This window comes from Photobacterium sp. ABD4_091, assembly GCF_056160145.1.
Window position 1 is genome coordinate 47,709 of record NZ_JBSWWQ010000004.1, and the last position, 13,867, is coordinate 61,575.

A 13,867-nucleotide genomic window follows, 5' to 3' on the forward strand; every position below is an offset into this window, starting at 1 on the left:
CAAATAAGTAAATACTATTTTGCTAAACGCTATTTAGGCACTTGATTAAGCAGTTCTCTGGCATCATGTATGCCCTGAATACCCATCTGCATACCGATCACGGTAAGGATCAACCCCATTAGGCGGGTAACAATACTGATGCCATTCTCACCAAGCAGGCTCACCAGTTTCTGGCCATAAATAAAGCACACCAAGCTGATAAGGCACAACAGTGCAAAGGCTGAAATGGTAACCGCAATACTTAAAAAACCGCCTGCCGCGGAATAGTTCATTGCCGTTGCTATAGTACCGGGCCCCGCAAGGATAGGGAGAGCAAGCGGTGATATTGCCACGTCCTGACCATCTCCTGGTGCTGAATTTTTGCTGTCTCCCTCTGATTGTTCACTGTGCATTGAAGAGCTACTGCCTTGCAACATGTGGTAACCCACTAAGAACACCAAGATCCCCCCTGAAATGCGAAGTGCGGGTAGGGTAATTCCAAAGACCTGAAAAATCCCTTTTCCGAGCAAGCTGAAAGCAGCAACAATGCAGAAGGCAGTAAATAGCGCTTTGAACGCTGTTGCCTTTTGTTGCTGGTGGGTTTGGTTGCTGGTTAAGCCGATGAATACAGCAGTGTTAGCGATAGGGTTCATGATGGCAAAGAAACCCATAAAGACGGTAACGCTAACAGTCAGTATGTCGTGCATTGGAATGCCCTCTAAGCTTAAGTTTAACTTGTTGTTTTAGAAGCTTAGTTCGAATGCTGATGGGGTAAAGAAACTTGGTGATAAATGAGAGGGGTTTATCATTTCAGAGATAAGCTGGCGTTATGGCGCCAGCTTATATGGACAATTTACTGTCGGATTACGAATTCACATCAACGTTCTTCAAAATGAAGTCTGACTCATAAACAGGAAGGTTACTTTCAGCGGGCTTCTCGTTCATGCCGATCACCTCAACCATCACAGTGGTTTCTGAAATTGTGCTGCCGATACCGTATAGGAAATCGTTGCTTGAATAACCAATACCAGAGGAGCTGCCAGTCTGATCACGGAAGTTTTGCTCGCCACGAAGAGCAAAGTAAGGGTAGCCAGCACCCTGAGCGAGTTCTGCCGCTTTGTGAAGAAGGTAGTTTCTGGCTAGGGTACGGTCGGTGTTTTCGTTACCGATGAAGCTGATTTGCCAAGTATCTTGTGCAAGGGGAGTCACTTCAAAGCCTTTGCCGAATGACCAGAAAGAGTCACGATCGGTATCATACGGGGTTGCACAACCTGCAAGTAGCAATGCACTCAAACCACACGCGATTAGTCCCATTTTTTTCATTATATGCGCCCTATAAAACACTGTTCATTATGTTTTTGGGATAGTAGCACTAATTTAATATTATTCATTGCCCTGATCGGCAATCCATACAAAACCATACATTTGGTGAATGTCAGACGATGGGCTTAGATGTGTTAGCTCAGCCCAAAAGAATATAATATACCCAAGTGACTTCAAGTTGCTGAATTCAGAGCAAAACGATGAGTGGTTGATAATGGACAGTATCGAAAATATCTGGCACGAACTGAAACCTTATGCAAAGCGTATCGAGTTAAAGAAAAAAGAAACTGTTATCGAAGAGGGGGCAACAGCAAAATCTATCTATTTCATAGAGGATGGCTGCTTGCGTTCTTGGTTCAACCATGACGGAAAGGATGTTTCTTTCCAATTCTTTTTGGATGGTCAATTTGTGTCATCGTTTGAAAGCTTGATGTTCAATGAACCCAGTCCTTATACGGTTGAGTCTATTTTGCCATCCACAGTCTATGAGGTTTCGGTTGAGAACTTGAAGCGACAGCTTGACGTGTCAGGTCCGTTCAAGGATGCAATGTTCCAGTTGATGTCTGAACGGTTAAGGCACTATCAAAGGCTTTTTCTTTCTCGAATAAAAGATACGCCTCAGCAAAGATATCAGGAATTGGTCAAGCAATATCCTGAGCTGATACGAAAAGTACCGCAACACTATATAGCGTCTTATTTGGGTATTACCTCAGTGTCTTTAAGTCGGATACGGTGCCGAAAAGAGTAGATTGATAACATATGTTATCGTTGTTATCCCTTTAGCTCTCTTAACATAGCTGCAATTGCTATTGAAGAAGAGAGAGTACCATGCGTGTTTTAATTGTCTTTAACCACCCTTATGAAGGTAGCTTTTGTAATTCAATTTTGGAATCAGTGAAAAAAGGGCTGTTAAAAGGGCGCCACGATATTGATGTGATTCATCTTGATAAAGATGAGTTTGATCCTGTGATGAGAGCGAAAGATCTACAAGCCTTCACCTTGGCAAGAACCGAACCGCAGAGGGCTTACGGCATGCTTGATCAGCAAGTGTTGGATTACAAACAACGGATAGAGCAGGCAGATCATGTGGTGTTTATTTTCCCGATTTGGTGGGAGCTGATGCCGGCGTTGACGAAAGGATTCATCGATAAACTTATCTTCCCCGGTATTGCCTATGACTATAACGACAAGGGCACTCGAATGTTTAGTAAGCTGCCCAAGTTAAAAGGCGTTACCATGATCACCACCATGAATACACCGTCTTTGGCTTATCGTCTGTTGTTTGGCAATGCGATAGAAAAAGCGATGTTGTTGGGGACTTTTTGGAAAATAGGTATCAAGAACCGTAAATGGATTAATCTGACCTATGTGAAGTTTACCAATGATACTAAGCGGGCGAAGTGGCTTAGTGAGATTGAAGGTAATTTTGCCACGATTGGCTGAGGATAATCGCTCAATAGCGTGAATAACAAAGCCAGCCTGTTATCGGCTGGCTCAAAGAAATTAGTTACCACACACACTACAACTTGGTTGCTTACCCAGCTTCATTTCCCGCCAGCTCATGGTCATGGCATCGAGCATAAGGATTTTGCCTATTAACGGTTGTCCCATATTGGCGGCTACCTTAATGGCTTCCATTGCTTGTACCGCACCAACAATACCGACAACAGGTGACATGATCCCGGCTTCTACACAAGTCAGGGCCTGTTGGCCGAAAAGGGCGCTCAGGCACTGGTAGCAAGGCTCATCGTCTTGGTAGGTATAGACACTGATCTGGCCTTCCATACGGATGGCAGCACCAGAGATTAAAGGTGTTTTGGTCTCGAAACACAACCGGTTTAGCTGGTTTCGGGTATCCACGTTGTCACAGCAGTCCAGCACCATATCATGTTGCTCGATAAGGGCTTTCAATGCTTCGTCATCAAGGCGCTTGGCGACAGTGTCAATCGCTGTATTTGGGTTGATTGTCTGTAGGGCCTGCTTGGCAGAGTCGACTTTCAACATGCCGACCGTGCTGTCGTTGTGCAGAACCTGGCGTTGAAGGTTGGACACCTCAACGTTATCGTCATCAATCAAGGTTAATTTGCCTACACCTGCCGCAGCAAGGTATTGGCTAGACGCGCAACCTAATCCACCAGCGCCAAGGATAAGCATGGAAGTGGCTTTCAGTGCTTCCTGACCGTCAAAGTCAAATTGCCTAAGAATGATCTGGCGGTTGTAGCGCAGCATTTCAGCGTCGGTAAGTTCTACCACTTTGTATTCCTGTAGGGATTTCTATATTGAAGCAATGTGCATTGGAAAAAAGTGTCCGCCAAACACAGCGGACACGATTTTCGATATTAGTACATCGCGTGGTTGAAGAGTTCGATAGTGACGTCTTCGCCTGGCATTACACGGCCACGATCTTGCTCGAGTACCACAAAGCAGTTAGCTTGGTGCATCGAGCTAAATGCGCCTGAACCTTGGTTGCCCGTTGTTGCGACTTCTACTTGGCCATCGCTGTTGATTTGGTAAATGCCGCGTTGGTAATCAGCTCGGCCAGGGCGCTTTTTGAAAACCGAAGTTGCTTTGGCCTTCAGGCGTTGTGGTGGCTGGTATTGGCTGTGACCCGACAGTTTGGCAAGCATTGGTTGTACCAACTGGTAAAGCGTTACCATTGCCGAAACTGGGTTGCCCGGTAGTCCACAGAACCAAGTGTCTTTGATGGTGCCAAAGGCAAAAGGTTTGCCTGGTTTCATCGCAATCTTCCAAAAACCGATCTCACCCTGTTCATCCAGGATGTCTTTGGTGTAGTCTGCTTCACCAACGCTGACCCCGCCGGAAGTAACCAGCACATCAGCTGTAGTGGCTTTATCAAACGCTTCGCGCAGTTTTTCAGGGCTGTCTGGAATAATGCCTAGATCCATCACGTCACAGCCGAATTTTTCCAGTAGTGCTCGGATACCATAGCGGTTGCTGTCGTAGATCTGGCCAGCGTCCAATGGCTCACCCACAGGGCGAAGCTCATCGCCGGTAGAGAAAAATGCAACAACTGGGCGGCGGTAAACTGGTAGGGTGGCAATACCCAGTGAAGCCAGTAGTGGCATTTCGCGGGCAGTGATACGGTTACCTTTGGCAACAACCACATCTCCCTGGTGGACGTCATCACCAATAGGGCGGACATTTTCACCGTGGGAAGCTTTAGCCGTGAAGCGGATGTTGTCGCCGTCGACTTCGGTTTCTTCCTGCATGATAACGGTGTCGGCACCTTCTGGCATTTGGGCACCGGTCATAATGCGGATACATTCGCCTGGCTGGCATACACCGTCGAATGGAACCCCGGCAAACGACTTACCTGCCATACGCAAGGTATCGGTGTTTGCCAAATCTTCACTGCGCAGGGCATAGCCGTCCATTGCCGAGTTAGCGAAAGGGGGTACGTTAATTGGCGAGCAAATATCTTCAGCAAGCACCAAGCCCATGCCATCAGAAAGAGCAACTGATGTTACGTATTTCAATGGTTCCACTTGGTCAAGAATTTTAGTCAGTGCGGTTTCGACTGGCATTAAGCCTGGAGTGTCACAACATCCCATAATAGGTATCCGTCTATCGTCGTTATAGGTTTTAGTGGGGTAATTATGACAAAAAAAGGTCAGTAGCACTAATACCTGACTAGTTTTGTAGTGTAATTTTGATCAATTACGGGTATCCTTCCGTCTCAAAGTTTGCTGGCACTCGTATTTGGGCACGTTTTATACATATAAGTAACTAAGATTACTTGATGTTTGCCTTAAGCCCAGCCGGTTGGAGGAAAAGAATGACTGCATTTAGCGAATCTGCATTGAAGGTGCGCCAAGCACTGGTTGAGCGTGGCTTAGAAACCCCGATGACTGACAAGGTGGTAAGCCGCGAAGAGAAGAAAGAAAAAATCGAGTATCACATGCGTGAGATCCTCGAGCTTCTTTCACTGGATCTAACCGACGATAGCTTGGTTGAGACTCCCCATCGAATCGCGAAAATGTATGTTGATGAAGTGTTTTCTGGCCTAGACTACGCCAACTTCCCAAAGATCACTGTCATTGAAAACAAGATGAAGTGTGATGAAATGGTTCGTGTGAAAGATATCACCCTGACCAGTACCTGTGAGCACCACTTGGTGACTATCGATGGTACAGCGACCGTTGCCTACATTCCTCGCGGTAAGATTATTGGTCTGTCTAAGATAAACCGTATTGTCCGTTTCTTCGCCCAGCGCCCTCAGGTTCAGGAGCGAATGACACAGCAGATCCTCGTTGCCTTGCAGACATTGCTGGAAAGCGATGATGTGGCAGTGACGATGGACGCTACCCACTACTGTGTGAAAGCGCGCGGTGTGATGGATGCGACCAGTACGACAACGACGACAGCCCTGGGCGGTATTTTCAAGCGAAACCCTGCCACTCGCGCTGAATTTCTGCACGGCCTACGTTAATCTTTATTTGACGCCCATTCAGAATAATTTATTATGAAACAAGCCAGTAGATAATCTACTGGCTTTTTTGTCTCATCTGGATACTAAGGCTTATGGATTTAATCAAACTGTCCCGAATCAGCATGAAGCATCTCATCACACTGCATGTGATGCTAGACACGCTCAGTGTCACAGCCAGTGCTGAGCGGCTATGCCTTAGCCCATCTTCCGTTAGCAAAACTTTGACCCAGTTGCGGGAAAGCCTGAATGATGAGTTGTTCTACCGCCATGGTAACCAGCTTGTCGCCACGCCTCTTGCTCGCCGTCTGGGCCCGACCGTCCACCAGATGATCAATGAGATGAACCAGATGCTGACACAGGAGGCTTTTGATCCCGCGTCATACCAAGGGCGTTTTTCGTTGGCGATGCGTGAAAGTACCTTCGAGCTATTGGCTGCCAAACTCAGTGCCAGAGTGTTGGAGCAAGCGCCGGGTATGCGGTTGGAAATCTGGTCACGGGATAACATGGGATTTGATAGTCTAGCCAAAGGTCAGTTGGATTTTGTGATTTTGCCGCATGATAAAAGCCAACCGCCGAGCACCCAGAACAACCTGGTATGGGAAACCTTACTGGATGATGAAATGGTGTGCTTGATGAATCCCAATCACCCGTTGGCAGATAAAACCCTGACTATTGATGATTATTTGAGTTATGGCCATATCGGTATTACCGATAATGATTTGAATGTGCCTTTTTTCGAACTTCAGCTCGCCCAGCAACACCAGAAACGCAGAATTGCAGTCAATGTGCCGGATTTCGGTGGGGCGGCGCTAATGTGCCATCATAGCGACTTGCTGTTCACTTGCTCGCGTCAGTGGGCGGATGTCGCGTTGCAGGCCAAAGATTTGATCACCAAACCACTGCCTTTCAATTACGGTGAAGTCTCATACAGCCTTGTTTGGCACCAGCCGAGTATGAACGATCCCGCTCAGCGTTGGCTGTATGAGCAGATCGTTGCAGTATCCCATGAGTCCGAGTCAAAAGGCTAGGCTTTCAAGCCTGGCTATCCACACAATTAAGATTATCCCAATGGCTCCCGGTATAGGGTTTCTATCCCTCTGTGGCGCAGGGCACTCGCTAACGATTCAATTTGATCTTGGCTACATGTATTCCATTTCAACGCTTCACCGACCACACCATGATGCTGAAACGCATTGAGCCTTATTGATGTTCTTTCTGGCAGTGCTAACAGGTAATGGACTAGGGCATCAATCTCCTGGTCATAGTCGGTGATCCCCGGAATATGCAGCAATCTAACTTCTTCCAGTTTATCGTGTTTGCTAAGCCAATCTAAGCTTTGCATGACCCTATGGTGGCTGCGGCCTGTGAGCCACCGATGGGTCTCTTCCTGCCAAGCTTTCAAATCCACCATGGCGCCATCCAGAACGGGTAGTAGTTTTTCCCATCCGGTTTGGCTGAGACTTCCGTTGGTATCAACCACGCAAGTCAGATGCTGTAGCGCTGGATCAGCCTTAATGGCGCGGAACAACTCAACAATGAAAGGCAGCTGAAGCGTTGCCTCGCCACCGCTAACAGTGATACCCGATAAAAACAGCTGATGCTTGCGGACAAGTTGCAGTACATCCTCAACACCCATTTGCTGGACCTTGGGATTGGATTGGTTCGGACAAGCTTCCAAGCAGCGATCACAATGGGTACACAGCTCGGCATTCCAGCGTATTTTACCTTCGCTTATCGACAGTGCATTGGCTGGGCAAGGGGCTACGCAATCCCCGCAATGGTTGCAGTTACCAATGGTGTGCGGGTTATGGCAATTCTTGCACTGATAGTTACACCCTTGCAGAAAGATGACGAGCCTGTTGCCAGGCCCGTCGACACACGAGAAGTTGAGGATCTTACTGACTGTCGCAGTAGCGCGGCGCTTGCTCATGGCTCACAACTCGTGGTTTGCGATTAAGGATACCTGTGTTCGCTGCAGCTTCTGCACCCAGACCAGTGGTGTTGGTCCGAGAGCCTTGCTGTTTGAACTTGGCAATATCAGACAGTTTGATCATATAACCCGTCACGCGCACTAAGTCGTTGGAGTGTACGTTTGCGGTAAACTCGCGAAAGCCGATAGCCAGTGCTCCTTTGCAGAGCTGGTACATAGCTTCAGGGTTTGATTTGACGGTTTCATCAATAGTCAAAATATCGCTGATGCCCGATGTGTAGTACTGGTGATGTTCTGCTAGCGCTTGGATATGGCTAACCGGATCCGGTTCTGTGCCATAGGGGATACGCACACCTGGTGTGACACCGTCATCAAGGCTGATACCGCCTTGGGCGTGAAGCAGGGCACGGTCATGGTAGCCATATTTAACCGGTGTAGATGTGACGATGTCATTCAGGGTTTTGGAAATACGATGCCCTAGCTCATTCGCGGCTTGCTGATGGCCGTATTGACCATCAAGACCCTCTTTAGCAACCAAAATATTAACTGCTTCTGCCATGCCATAGATGCCGAACATAGGCGCGAAACGATCTTCAGCAATCAGACCTTCCTGAACCAAGAAACTGTTAAAGAAGCCAGACTCTTCATGTAGGTAAGCTGAGCGAGCTTCAATTAGCTCGTACATGGTTTGGCAGTAGTTCGGCAAGACTGTGCGAAAAAAGTCATCATTAGAAGAGGCTTTACTGGCGACTTCTTTAAGGTTCATGCGAACCAAGGTATTTGCACCGCCCGCTAAAGGCAGAGAGTTGTAGCAACTCACGATACCAAAGCCGCTGTTGTCATAAGCCTCAGCGTGGATTGGGTAGTTCGCAATATGCGGTTTACTGCACTCGCAGATATTGTGGCTCGCCTGGCGAAGTAGATCGTCTGGGGTGATCTCAGGATCATACATAAAGGTCAGGTTAGGGGCGACCTGCTTGAGCTCGGCATCCACACGCAAAATAGTTCGGCAGATAACATTATCGGTCGGGCCGATATTCACGTGCATAAAAGCATCTGGCAGGGTGCGGTCAAGCATGATCCAGAACAGACGCAACTTACGGTAAATGGTTTCTTCATCTAGGTCTTTTGCATAGGGCAGCAAGACATCATCGAGCTGGCCGAGGTAGACCGGGATATTGGTGACCGATGGCACATGATGGTAAATAATCGATAGATGGTTAAGTGCTTCGTCAAAGTCCTGTGCCGGTGGTAATTCAAGATATTCAGAGCCTTGTTGTAGAAACTTGGCGTAATCAGGTAGCACGTAGCGAGGCTTGAACGGGGCATTGCCTTCAAACATATCACACAAGATGTTGTCTTCGATGGCGGTTTTGACCGATTCCGACACGTCTAGATAGGGCAGGCTTGCGTCTGCTTCTAACGCTAGGTATTGGCTTTTCTGCTTAGGAGAAAGAGTGGGATCTGTGATGATCTGTCTGAATTTATCTTGAATGCTCATGCTATTAACCATGTTTGAATTATGGTTAATAGCATAAGGTGGGGCGCTGTTTTCTTGAAATGAAAAGAAATCAAAGGGTGGTTTCTTTAATGGAAATCCAATGCTTTAGATAACATCTGTCGCTTGAAATTGCGTGGGTAATACGGAGGCTTTTTCAGCTTTCGTATTTATTGTTCGAATTGTCATTTTTGGAACATGACTAAGTTGTCATTGTGTCATTATTTTGACTAGAAATAATAGTAGGTGGTTCAAACAGGACGATCTTTCCGCCACAAATTTCTCTCACGGACAGAGCTTGATTGTTGGTCTTCGACCTTAGCTCAGGATATAGCGATGACTTGTTCATATACCAAGCATTATCGATTAAAGGTAGCGGTTGCCATTGCTTCTATTGCCGTCAGTAGCCAGTCTTTGGCACAGGCAGTAGAAAATACAGGTTATGCCGCCCTTGTTGATTATGGAAATCATTCTGGTTACAGCCTGCAAAGCAGCTCTCTTGATTTGTCATTGCTGTCCAAAGTCGACTTGTCCAGCCACCAAGCGCTATGTGGTTTTGCTCAGTCAGGGCTCTGTTTCACCCTTGATGTACAGCGGATCTACGCAAGAAATGATTATATGCCTTTATGGAGAGAGGCTGAGTTACGTGAAGCATTAGATATTAGGCTTCGGACATTGGCACATTCAGGGTTGGTTCCCGGGCTTGAGCGCCGTATCAACGAGTTAGCAGAGCTGGAGAAGAAAGCGGATCAGCGTGCTTTCGATATGCTGTCGACAGACTCTTACCTGCTGTATGAAGCTTTGGCACATCAGTTATACAGTGAGCCGAGTATGATGTTTCGCCACCGCCAGTTATCCCTAGATTTTGATAGTGAAAATAGCGGCCTGCCTGGCACGGTGGCAGGGGCTGTGGTTAATGAAACTTTTTTATCTTCACGTCTTTTAGGAAAAGGCGACAGTTATTCGGTAGCCAAGCGTGTACTGGCTGAAGTAGAAAGATTTAAGCAGTTGCCACCTAACCGATATCAAACGCATGGTCGAAAATTAATAAAAACGGGCGAGCTTGTCCCCAATGGCTTGGCGATGATCGAAGTGCTCAATACCTATGGGGATCTGAGTGATGAAGCTTTTTACCGGCTAACGGCAGAGCGTTCGCTGTCTAACCAAGGTGAGCTGAACCAGGCGGTTAGGCGTTTTCAGCAACGAAACGGACTGGATGCGGATGGGATCATAGGCCCGGCGACAACCCGCCAGATGGCTTTGTCTTACAATGAGGTGGCTCGTTTATTGGCACTGAATCTGTATCGAAGTCAATTAGGGGCGTCGGGCGATGAGCGCCCGAGTATCCGGGTCAATATCCCCGATTACCGATTGCAGATCACCCACAAGGACGAAGTTGTCTTTGAGTCAAAAGTGATTGTTGGCCGTACAACAAGGCCGACTAACCTCTTTTCTTCCTCGATGAACATTATGGTGGTTAATCCACGCTGGAATGTACCGGAAACCATCAAGAAGAAAGATGTGATCCCGGGGATGAAGGCATCGCCGGATTATCTGCAGCAAAAGAACTTAACAATGATCCGTAGCTGGCGCGATCGTACCGAGATCTCACCCGATATGGTGGAGTGGAGCAACGTAAACCCCCATACGTTCCCCTATGAGTTTATGCAAAGGCCGGGCAGGGGAAATGCGCTGGGGAATGTGAAATTTCTCATGCCAAATGATTACTCGGTATACTTACATGACACGCCATCAAGAAGCCTATTCAACAAAGCCAAGCGTAATTTGAGCTCCGGGTGTGTGCGGGTAGAGAAGGCGGCAGAGTTGGCTGATTTTGTATTGGACTACCAGCAACGGCCAAGCTGGCGCAACTACCAGCAACTGGTTAGCGACAGAAGAACCGACACTATCACCTTGCCGCGCAGGATTGATGTTGATGTGACCTATGTGACGGCATGGCTTGATGACAATGATCAGTTGCAACTGCGCGAAGATATTTATGGCTACGACAGGCCAACCCGACGTCCTGTTGATCTGAAATATTCTACATTGAAAAACTACAGGCAATAGAGCCAGATCCCAAGCATTCCGGCACATGGGGGACCGAGGCGATGTTGAGCAACAGAGTTAACGAGTTAGTTGAAAGAGCCTTGTTAGAAGGCGATATCAAAGCAAAAGTTGCGATAGAGAAAATCAACCAGAAAGCCATGCTTGAGGTTGAGGCTCCCCCCATGGTTCCCCGTTCTCCATCTGAAGAAAAAATGATGTTGGATATCGAGATGCAATCAGAGCGGCTCAAAGAGAATGCAGTAAAAGTCGCTCGTGTCGTTGTAAGCCTTCCTTTTATCCTGTGTGTAATGAGTTTTGTTGGCTAGGGAATAGGCGAATCCTCCAGAGTTTATCGGACTAGTTGTTTTTGCTCATCTTTTATTTCACGTCTTGGTATACAATTTCTTATGCATTAATACCTATGTTGCCTCCCTGGCTATGCAACTGGAGTTGTAAGGCCGAAGATATGCTTCGAGAACCATCAGGGCCATCATAGGATACACGTAATAAAAGGAACTCTAATAAATGCCACTGCTGCAACGCATTAGTCTTACCATTGTTTTAATCACCTTTCTGCATGGTTGCGCATCGCTTTCCGATGAAGTTACTCACTCTTCAGAGCCGCCTGCTGTGGAGCAGGAGACGACTTTATCAACACTGGCTAATGCCCATCAGCCTGATAACGCTTTGCAAGCGGCAAGCGGGGTTGTGATGCAAGATACCGGTTGGGATGCATTGGCCCAACGGTTAGCCCTTGTCGAAACGGCTGAGCAAAGTATTGATATCCAGTACTATATTTGGAATTCAGACCGGTCAGGAAGATATCTAGCATCTCGTTTGATTACCGCAGCAAATCGTGGGGTAAAAGTGCGTATCATGCTTGATGATATCAATCTCAATGAACGAGAAGATATGCTGTCAGCGCTCGATGCTCACCCATTTATTGAAATACGCGTATATAACCCCATTCCTACTCGACGAGGCGTTGCTAAGTGGCTCAATGTTTTGGGGGATTTCTCTCGCTTGAATCGCCGTATGCACAACAAGTCCTTCACCGTTGATGGTGCGATGTCTGTTGTTGGCGGACGAAATATCGGTGATGAATACTTTGATCTTTCCGATGAAATCAACTTTCGTGACCGTGATGTGTTGGTTTCGGGGGCGGTAGTCAACGATATTCAAACCAGCTTTGCAGAATATTGGGACAGTCGCTGGTCTTATCCTGTCAGCATGTTGGGTGGGGAGGCGTCCATCGAACTGGCGGAATTAGACCGAATTTACCCTCCACGGTATAAGTACTATCCGGCATTGCCTGAAGGAAAAGAAGCTGCCCAGCGTTTTCTCGAGGCGTTGATGAGTGAGATCACTTGGGTCAAAGCGCGTTATGTGGCCGATCAGCCAGTTCCAGATGATTTGGCAAATACCGACACACCCAAGAAGACGGCAAGGGTGTTGGCGGATTTAGCCCTGCAGTCTGAACAAGAAATTGTCGTAGAATCGGCTTATCTGGTGTTCGATGACGGTCATTTGGATAGTCTTCAAGATCTAATGAATGATGGTGTTAAGGTAAGGGCACTGACCAACTCTATGGTCTCGAATGACCTTATCACCAACCATTCAGGCTATGCGGGGCGTCGTCAGGATATGCTCGAGCATGGCATGCAGTTGTTTGAGTTAAAACCAGAAACCAAGCTATGTGAGCAATCGACAAAAGATGCGGCTAAATGCGCACCGACAACACCTTATGGCCTGCATTCAAAGTCTGTTGTGTTTGACCGGCAAATCGCAGGGGTCGGCTCCTTCAATTTTAATCTGCGTTCAACCTATCTCAATACAGAATCTATTTTGGTGATAGAAGATGAAAGTGTTGCTGATGCATTGGCAGACGATATTGAGGTAGCGATGGAAGAGGAGAACAGTTGGCGGCTTGGTCTAGATGGCGGCAATGTCAAATGGTATTCCGGTACGCAAACTTGGGACAGCGAGCCCGATACGGGCAAGTGGGAGCGAGTGAAATCGCGTTTTTTACAGCTTTTTCCGATTGAAAAATACCTCTGAGTTAAGCTGAACAGCAAGGGTTCAGGATAAGATGGTAAAACTAAGGCAATCCAAAATAATAGGAATAACAATGAAAAAGACACTTCTGACTGCAGCGTTATTGATTTCAGCCCCACACGTTTTCGCAAGCGATAACGCTGAAATGTTCCCTGAAATGCCGGGCTTTACCAAGCACGTCATTCAGCTTGATGCGGTTGAGAACGAAAGCCTAGAGCGCCGCGTTCAACTTGTCGCTAACAGTGTTATGAAGGTAGATTGCAACATCAAAGCCCTGCCGATGGATATCGAGCGACGCTCGCTGGAAGGGTGGGGTTATTCTTACTACGTACTGGAAAAGCAAACTAACTATGCCAGCACTATGATGGCTTGCGAGAAAGAAGCTGCTGACACAGAGTTGCAGTTCCACAGTGATTTGCTGCGTTATAACTCAAAGCTTCCTTTGGTTGTTTATGCCCAGGAAGACGTAGAGGTTGATTACAAAGTCTGGGCACCTGTTGAGTAGTCGCCTTTAGCAGTATTAGACGCCAATACCCTAGGGGTATTGGCGTTATTGATTACATAAAAAACAATTCTTCTTTAA

The 13,867-nt window shown here is 47.2% G+C and carries 14 protein-coding genes; 8 read left to right on the forward strand and 6 right to left on the reverse strand.

Annotated elements, in window-relative coordinates; genetic code table 11:
• Positions 1-29: 29 nt before the first annotated feature.
• Positions 30-686, reverse strand: coding sequence for a MarC family protein (locus ACXAGQ_RS24570; protein ID WP_475257487.1), 657 nt, complete (start codon positions 684-686; stop codon positions 30-32).
• Between the two features lie 157 nt (positions 687-843).
• The gene (locus ACXAGQ_RS24575; RefSeq protein ID WP_475257489.1) at positions 844-1,302 is read right to left on the reverse strand and encodes a CC0125/CC1285 family lipoprotein; all 459 of its coding nucleotides are present in this window, start codon (positions 1,300-1,302) and stop codon (positions 844-846) included.
• Positions 1,303-1,516: 214 nt separating this feature from the next.
• On the opposite strand from ACXAGQ_RS24575, the gene ACXAGQ_RS24580 reads away from it, so the two are divergent.
• The gene (locus ACXAGQ_RS24580; protein WP_475257491.1) at positions 1,517-2,050 is read left to right on the forward strand and encodes a Crp/Fnr family transcriptional regulator; all 534 of its coding nucleotides are present in this window, start codon (positions 1,517-1,519) and stop codon (positions 2,048-2,050) included.
• A gap of 80 nt (positions 2,051-2,130) precedes the next feature.
• Entirely contained in the window at positions 2,131-2,745 is a 615-nt protein-coding gene (locus ACXAGQ_RS24585) for an NAD(P)H-dependent oxidoreductase (RefSeq protein WP_475257493.1), read from the forward strand.
• A gap of 60 nt (positions 2,746-2,805) precedes the next feature.
• On the opposite strand, the gene moeB is transcribed toward ACXAGQ_RS24585, so the two are convergent.
• Both moeB and moeA read right to left on the reverse strand, forming a co-directional pair.
• A complete protein-coding gene (gene moeB / locus ACXAGQ_RS24590; protein ID WP_475257495.1) occupies positions 2,806-3,555 on the reverse strand; it encodes a molybdopterin-synthase adenylyltransferase MoeB in 750 nt (249 codons plus the stop codon).
• Between the two features lie 86 nt (positions 3,556-3,641).
• Entirely contained in the window at positions 3,642-4,874 is a 1,233-nt protein-coding gene (gene moeA / locus ACXAGQ_RS24595) for a molybdopterin molybdotransferase MoeA (protein ID WP_475257497.1), read from the reverse strand.
• Between the two features lie 224 nt (positions 4,875-5,098).
• On the opposite strand from moeA, the gene folE reads away from it, so the two are divergent.
• Together folE and ACXAGQ_RS24605 are read left to right on the forward strand one after the other, a co-directional pair.
• Positions 5,099-5,752 (forward strand): GTP cyclohydrolase I FolE, encoded by a 654-nt coding sequence (folE, locus tag ACXAGQ_RS24600; RefSeq protein WP_039456800.1) that lies wholly within the window; start codon positions 5,099-5,101, stop codon positions 5,750-5,752.
• 92 nt (positions 5,753-5,844) lie between these two features.
• Positions 5,845-6,780, forward strand: a complete 936-nt coding sequence (locus tag ACXAGQ_RS24605; protein WP_475257499.1) for a LysR family transcriptional regulator — start codon at positions 5,845-5,847, stop codon at positions 6,778-6,780.
• 32 nt (positions 6,781-6,812) lie between these two features.
• Here the strand turns inward: ACXAGQ_RS24605 and ACXAGQ_RS24610 are convergent, their stop codons facing one another.
• Together ACXAGQ_RS24610 and ACXAGQ_RS24615 are read right to left on the reverse strand one after the other, a co-directional pair.
• Complete coding sequence (locus tag ACXAGQ_RS24610; protein WP_475257501.1) at positions 6,813-7,682, reverse strand: YjjW family glycine radical enzyme activase; 870 nt, start codon at positions 7,680-7,682, stop codon at positions 6,813-6,815.
• Positions 7,648-9,183: a YjjI family glycine radical enzyme gene (locus tag ACXAGQ_RS24615; protein WP_475257502.1), complete on the reverse strand. Its 1,536-nt coding sequence runs from the start codon at positions 9,181-9,183 to the stop codon at positions 7,648-7,650. Before ACXAGQ_RS24615 ends, ACXAGQ_RS24610 begins: the two co-directional genes overlap by 35 nt.
• A 333-nt stretch (positions 9,184-9,516) precedes the next feature.
• Between ACXAGQ_RS24615 and ACXAGQ_RS24620 the strand changes: the two genes are divergently transcribed.
• From ACXAGQ_RS24620 to ACXAGQ_RS24635, 4 genes are all read left to right on the forward strand, one after another.
• Positions 9,517-11,250 (forward strand): L,D-transpeptidase family protein, encoded by a 1,734-nt coding sequence (locus ACXAGQ_RS24620; protein ID WP_475257503.1) that lies wholly within the window; start codon positions 9,517-9,519, stop codon positions 11,248-11,250.
• A gap of 41 nt (positions 11,251-11,291) precedes the next feature.
• A complete protein-coding gene (locus ACXAGQ_RS24625; protein ID WP_475257505.1) occupies positions 11,292-11,555 on the forward strand; it encodes a hypothetical protein in 264 nt (87 codons plus the stop codon).
• Between the two features lie 199 nt (positions 11,556-11,754).
• Positions 11,755-13,287 carry a phospholipase D family protein gene (locus ACXAGQ_RS24630; RefSeq protein ID WP_475257506.1) on the forward strand — a complete coding sequence of 511 codons (1,533 nt, stop codon included), beginning with the start codon at positions 11,755-11,757 and terminating at the stop codon, positions 13,285-13,287.
• A 70-nt stretch (positions 13,288-13,357) separates the two neighbouring features.
• The gene (locus ACXAGQ_RS24635) at positions 13,358-13,789 is read left to right on the forward strand and encodes an ecotin family protein (protein WP_475257507.1); all 432 of its coding nucleotides are present in this window, start codon (positions 13,358-13,360) and stop codon (positions 13,787-13,789) included.
• Positions 13,790-13,867: the final 78 nt, after the last annotated feature.

What these genes read in the sequence shown, in the direction of transcription:
- ACXAGQ_RS24615 (WP_475257502.1), bottom strand. Translation starts at nt 9,183, where the DNA reads ATGAGCATTCAAGATAAATTCAGACAGATCATCACAGATCCCACTCTT.
- moeA (WP_475257497.1), bottom strand. Translation starts at nt 4,874, where the DNA reads ATGGGATGTTGTGACACTCCAGGCTTAATGCCAGTCGAAACCGCACTG.
- ACXAGQ_RS24620 (WP_475257503.1), top strand. Translation starts at nt 9,517, where the DNA reads ATGACTTGTTCATATACCAAGCATTATCGATTAAAGGTAGCGGTTGCC.
- ACXAGQ_RS24630 (WP_475257506.1), top strand. Translation starts at nt 11,755, where the DNA reads ATGCCACTGCTGCAACGCATTAGTCTTACCATTGTTTTAATCACCTTT.
- ACXAGQ_RS24570 (WP_475257487.1), bottom strand. Translation starts at nt 686, where the DNA reads ATGCACGACATACTGACTGTTAGCGTTACCGTCTTTATGGGTTTCTTT.
- ACXAGQ_RS24575 (WP_475257489.1), bottom strand. Translation starts at nt 1,302, where the DNA reads ATGAAAAAAATGGGACTAATCGCGTGTGGTTTGAGTGCATTGCTACTT.
- ACXAGQ_RS24605 (WP_475257499.1), top strand. Translation starts at nt 5,845, where the DNA reads ATGGATTTAATCAAACTGTCCCGAATCAGCATGAAGCATCTCATCACA.
- ACXAGQ_RS24585 (WP_475257493.1), top strand. Translation starts at nt 2,131, where the DNA reads ATGCGTGTTTTAATTGTCTTTAACCACCCTTATGAAGGTAGCTTTTGT.
- ACXAGQ_RS24635 (WP_475257507.1), top strand. Translation starts at nt 13,358, where the DNA reads ATGAAAAAGACACTTCTGACTGCAGCGTTATTGATTTCAGCCCCACAC.
- folE (WP_039456800.1), top strand. Translation starts at nt 5,099, where the DNA reads ATGACTGCATTTAGCGAATCTGCATTGAAGGTGCGCCAAGCACTGGTT.
- ACXAGQ_RS24625 (WP_475257505.1), top strand. Translation starts at nt 11,292, where the DNA reads ATGTTGAGCAACAGAGTTAACGAGTTAGTTGAAAGAGCCTTGTTAGAA.
- ACXAGQ_RS24610 (WP_475257501.1), bottom strand. Translation starts at nt 7,682, where the DNA reads ATGAGCAAGCGCCGCGCTACTGCGACAGTCAGTAAGATCCTCAACTTC.
- ACXAGQ_RS24580 (WP_475257491.1), top strand. Translation starts at nt 1,517, where the DNA reads ATGGACAGTATCGAAAATATCTGGCACGAACTGAAACCTTATGCAAAG.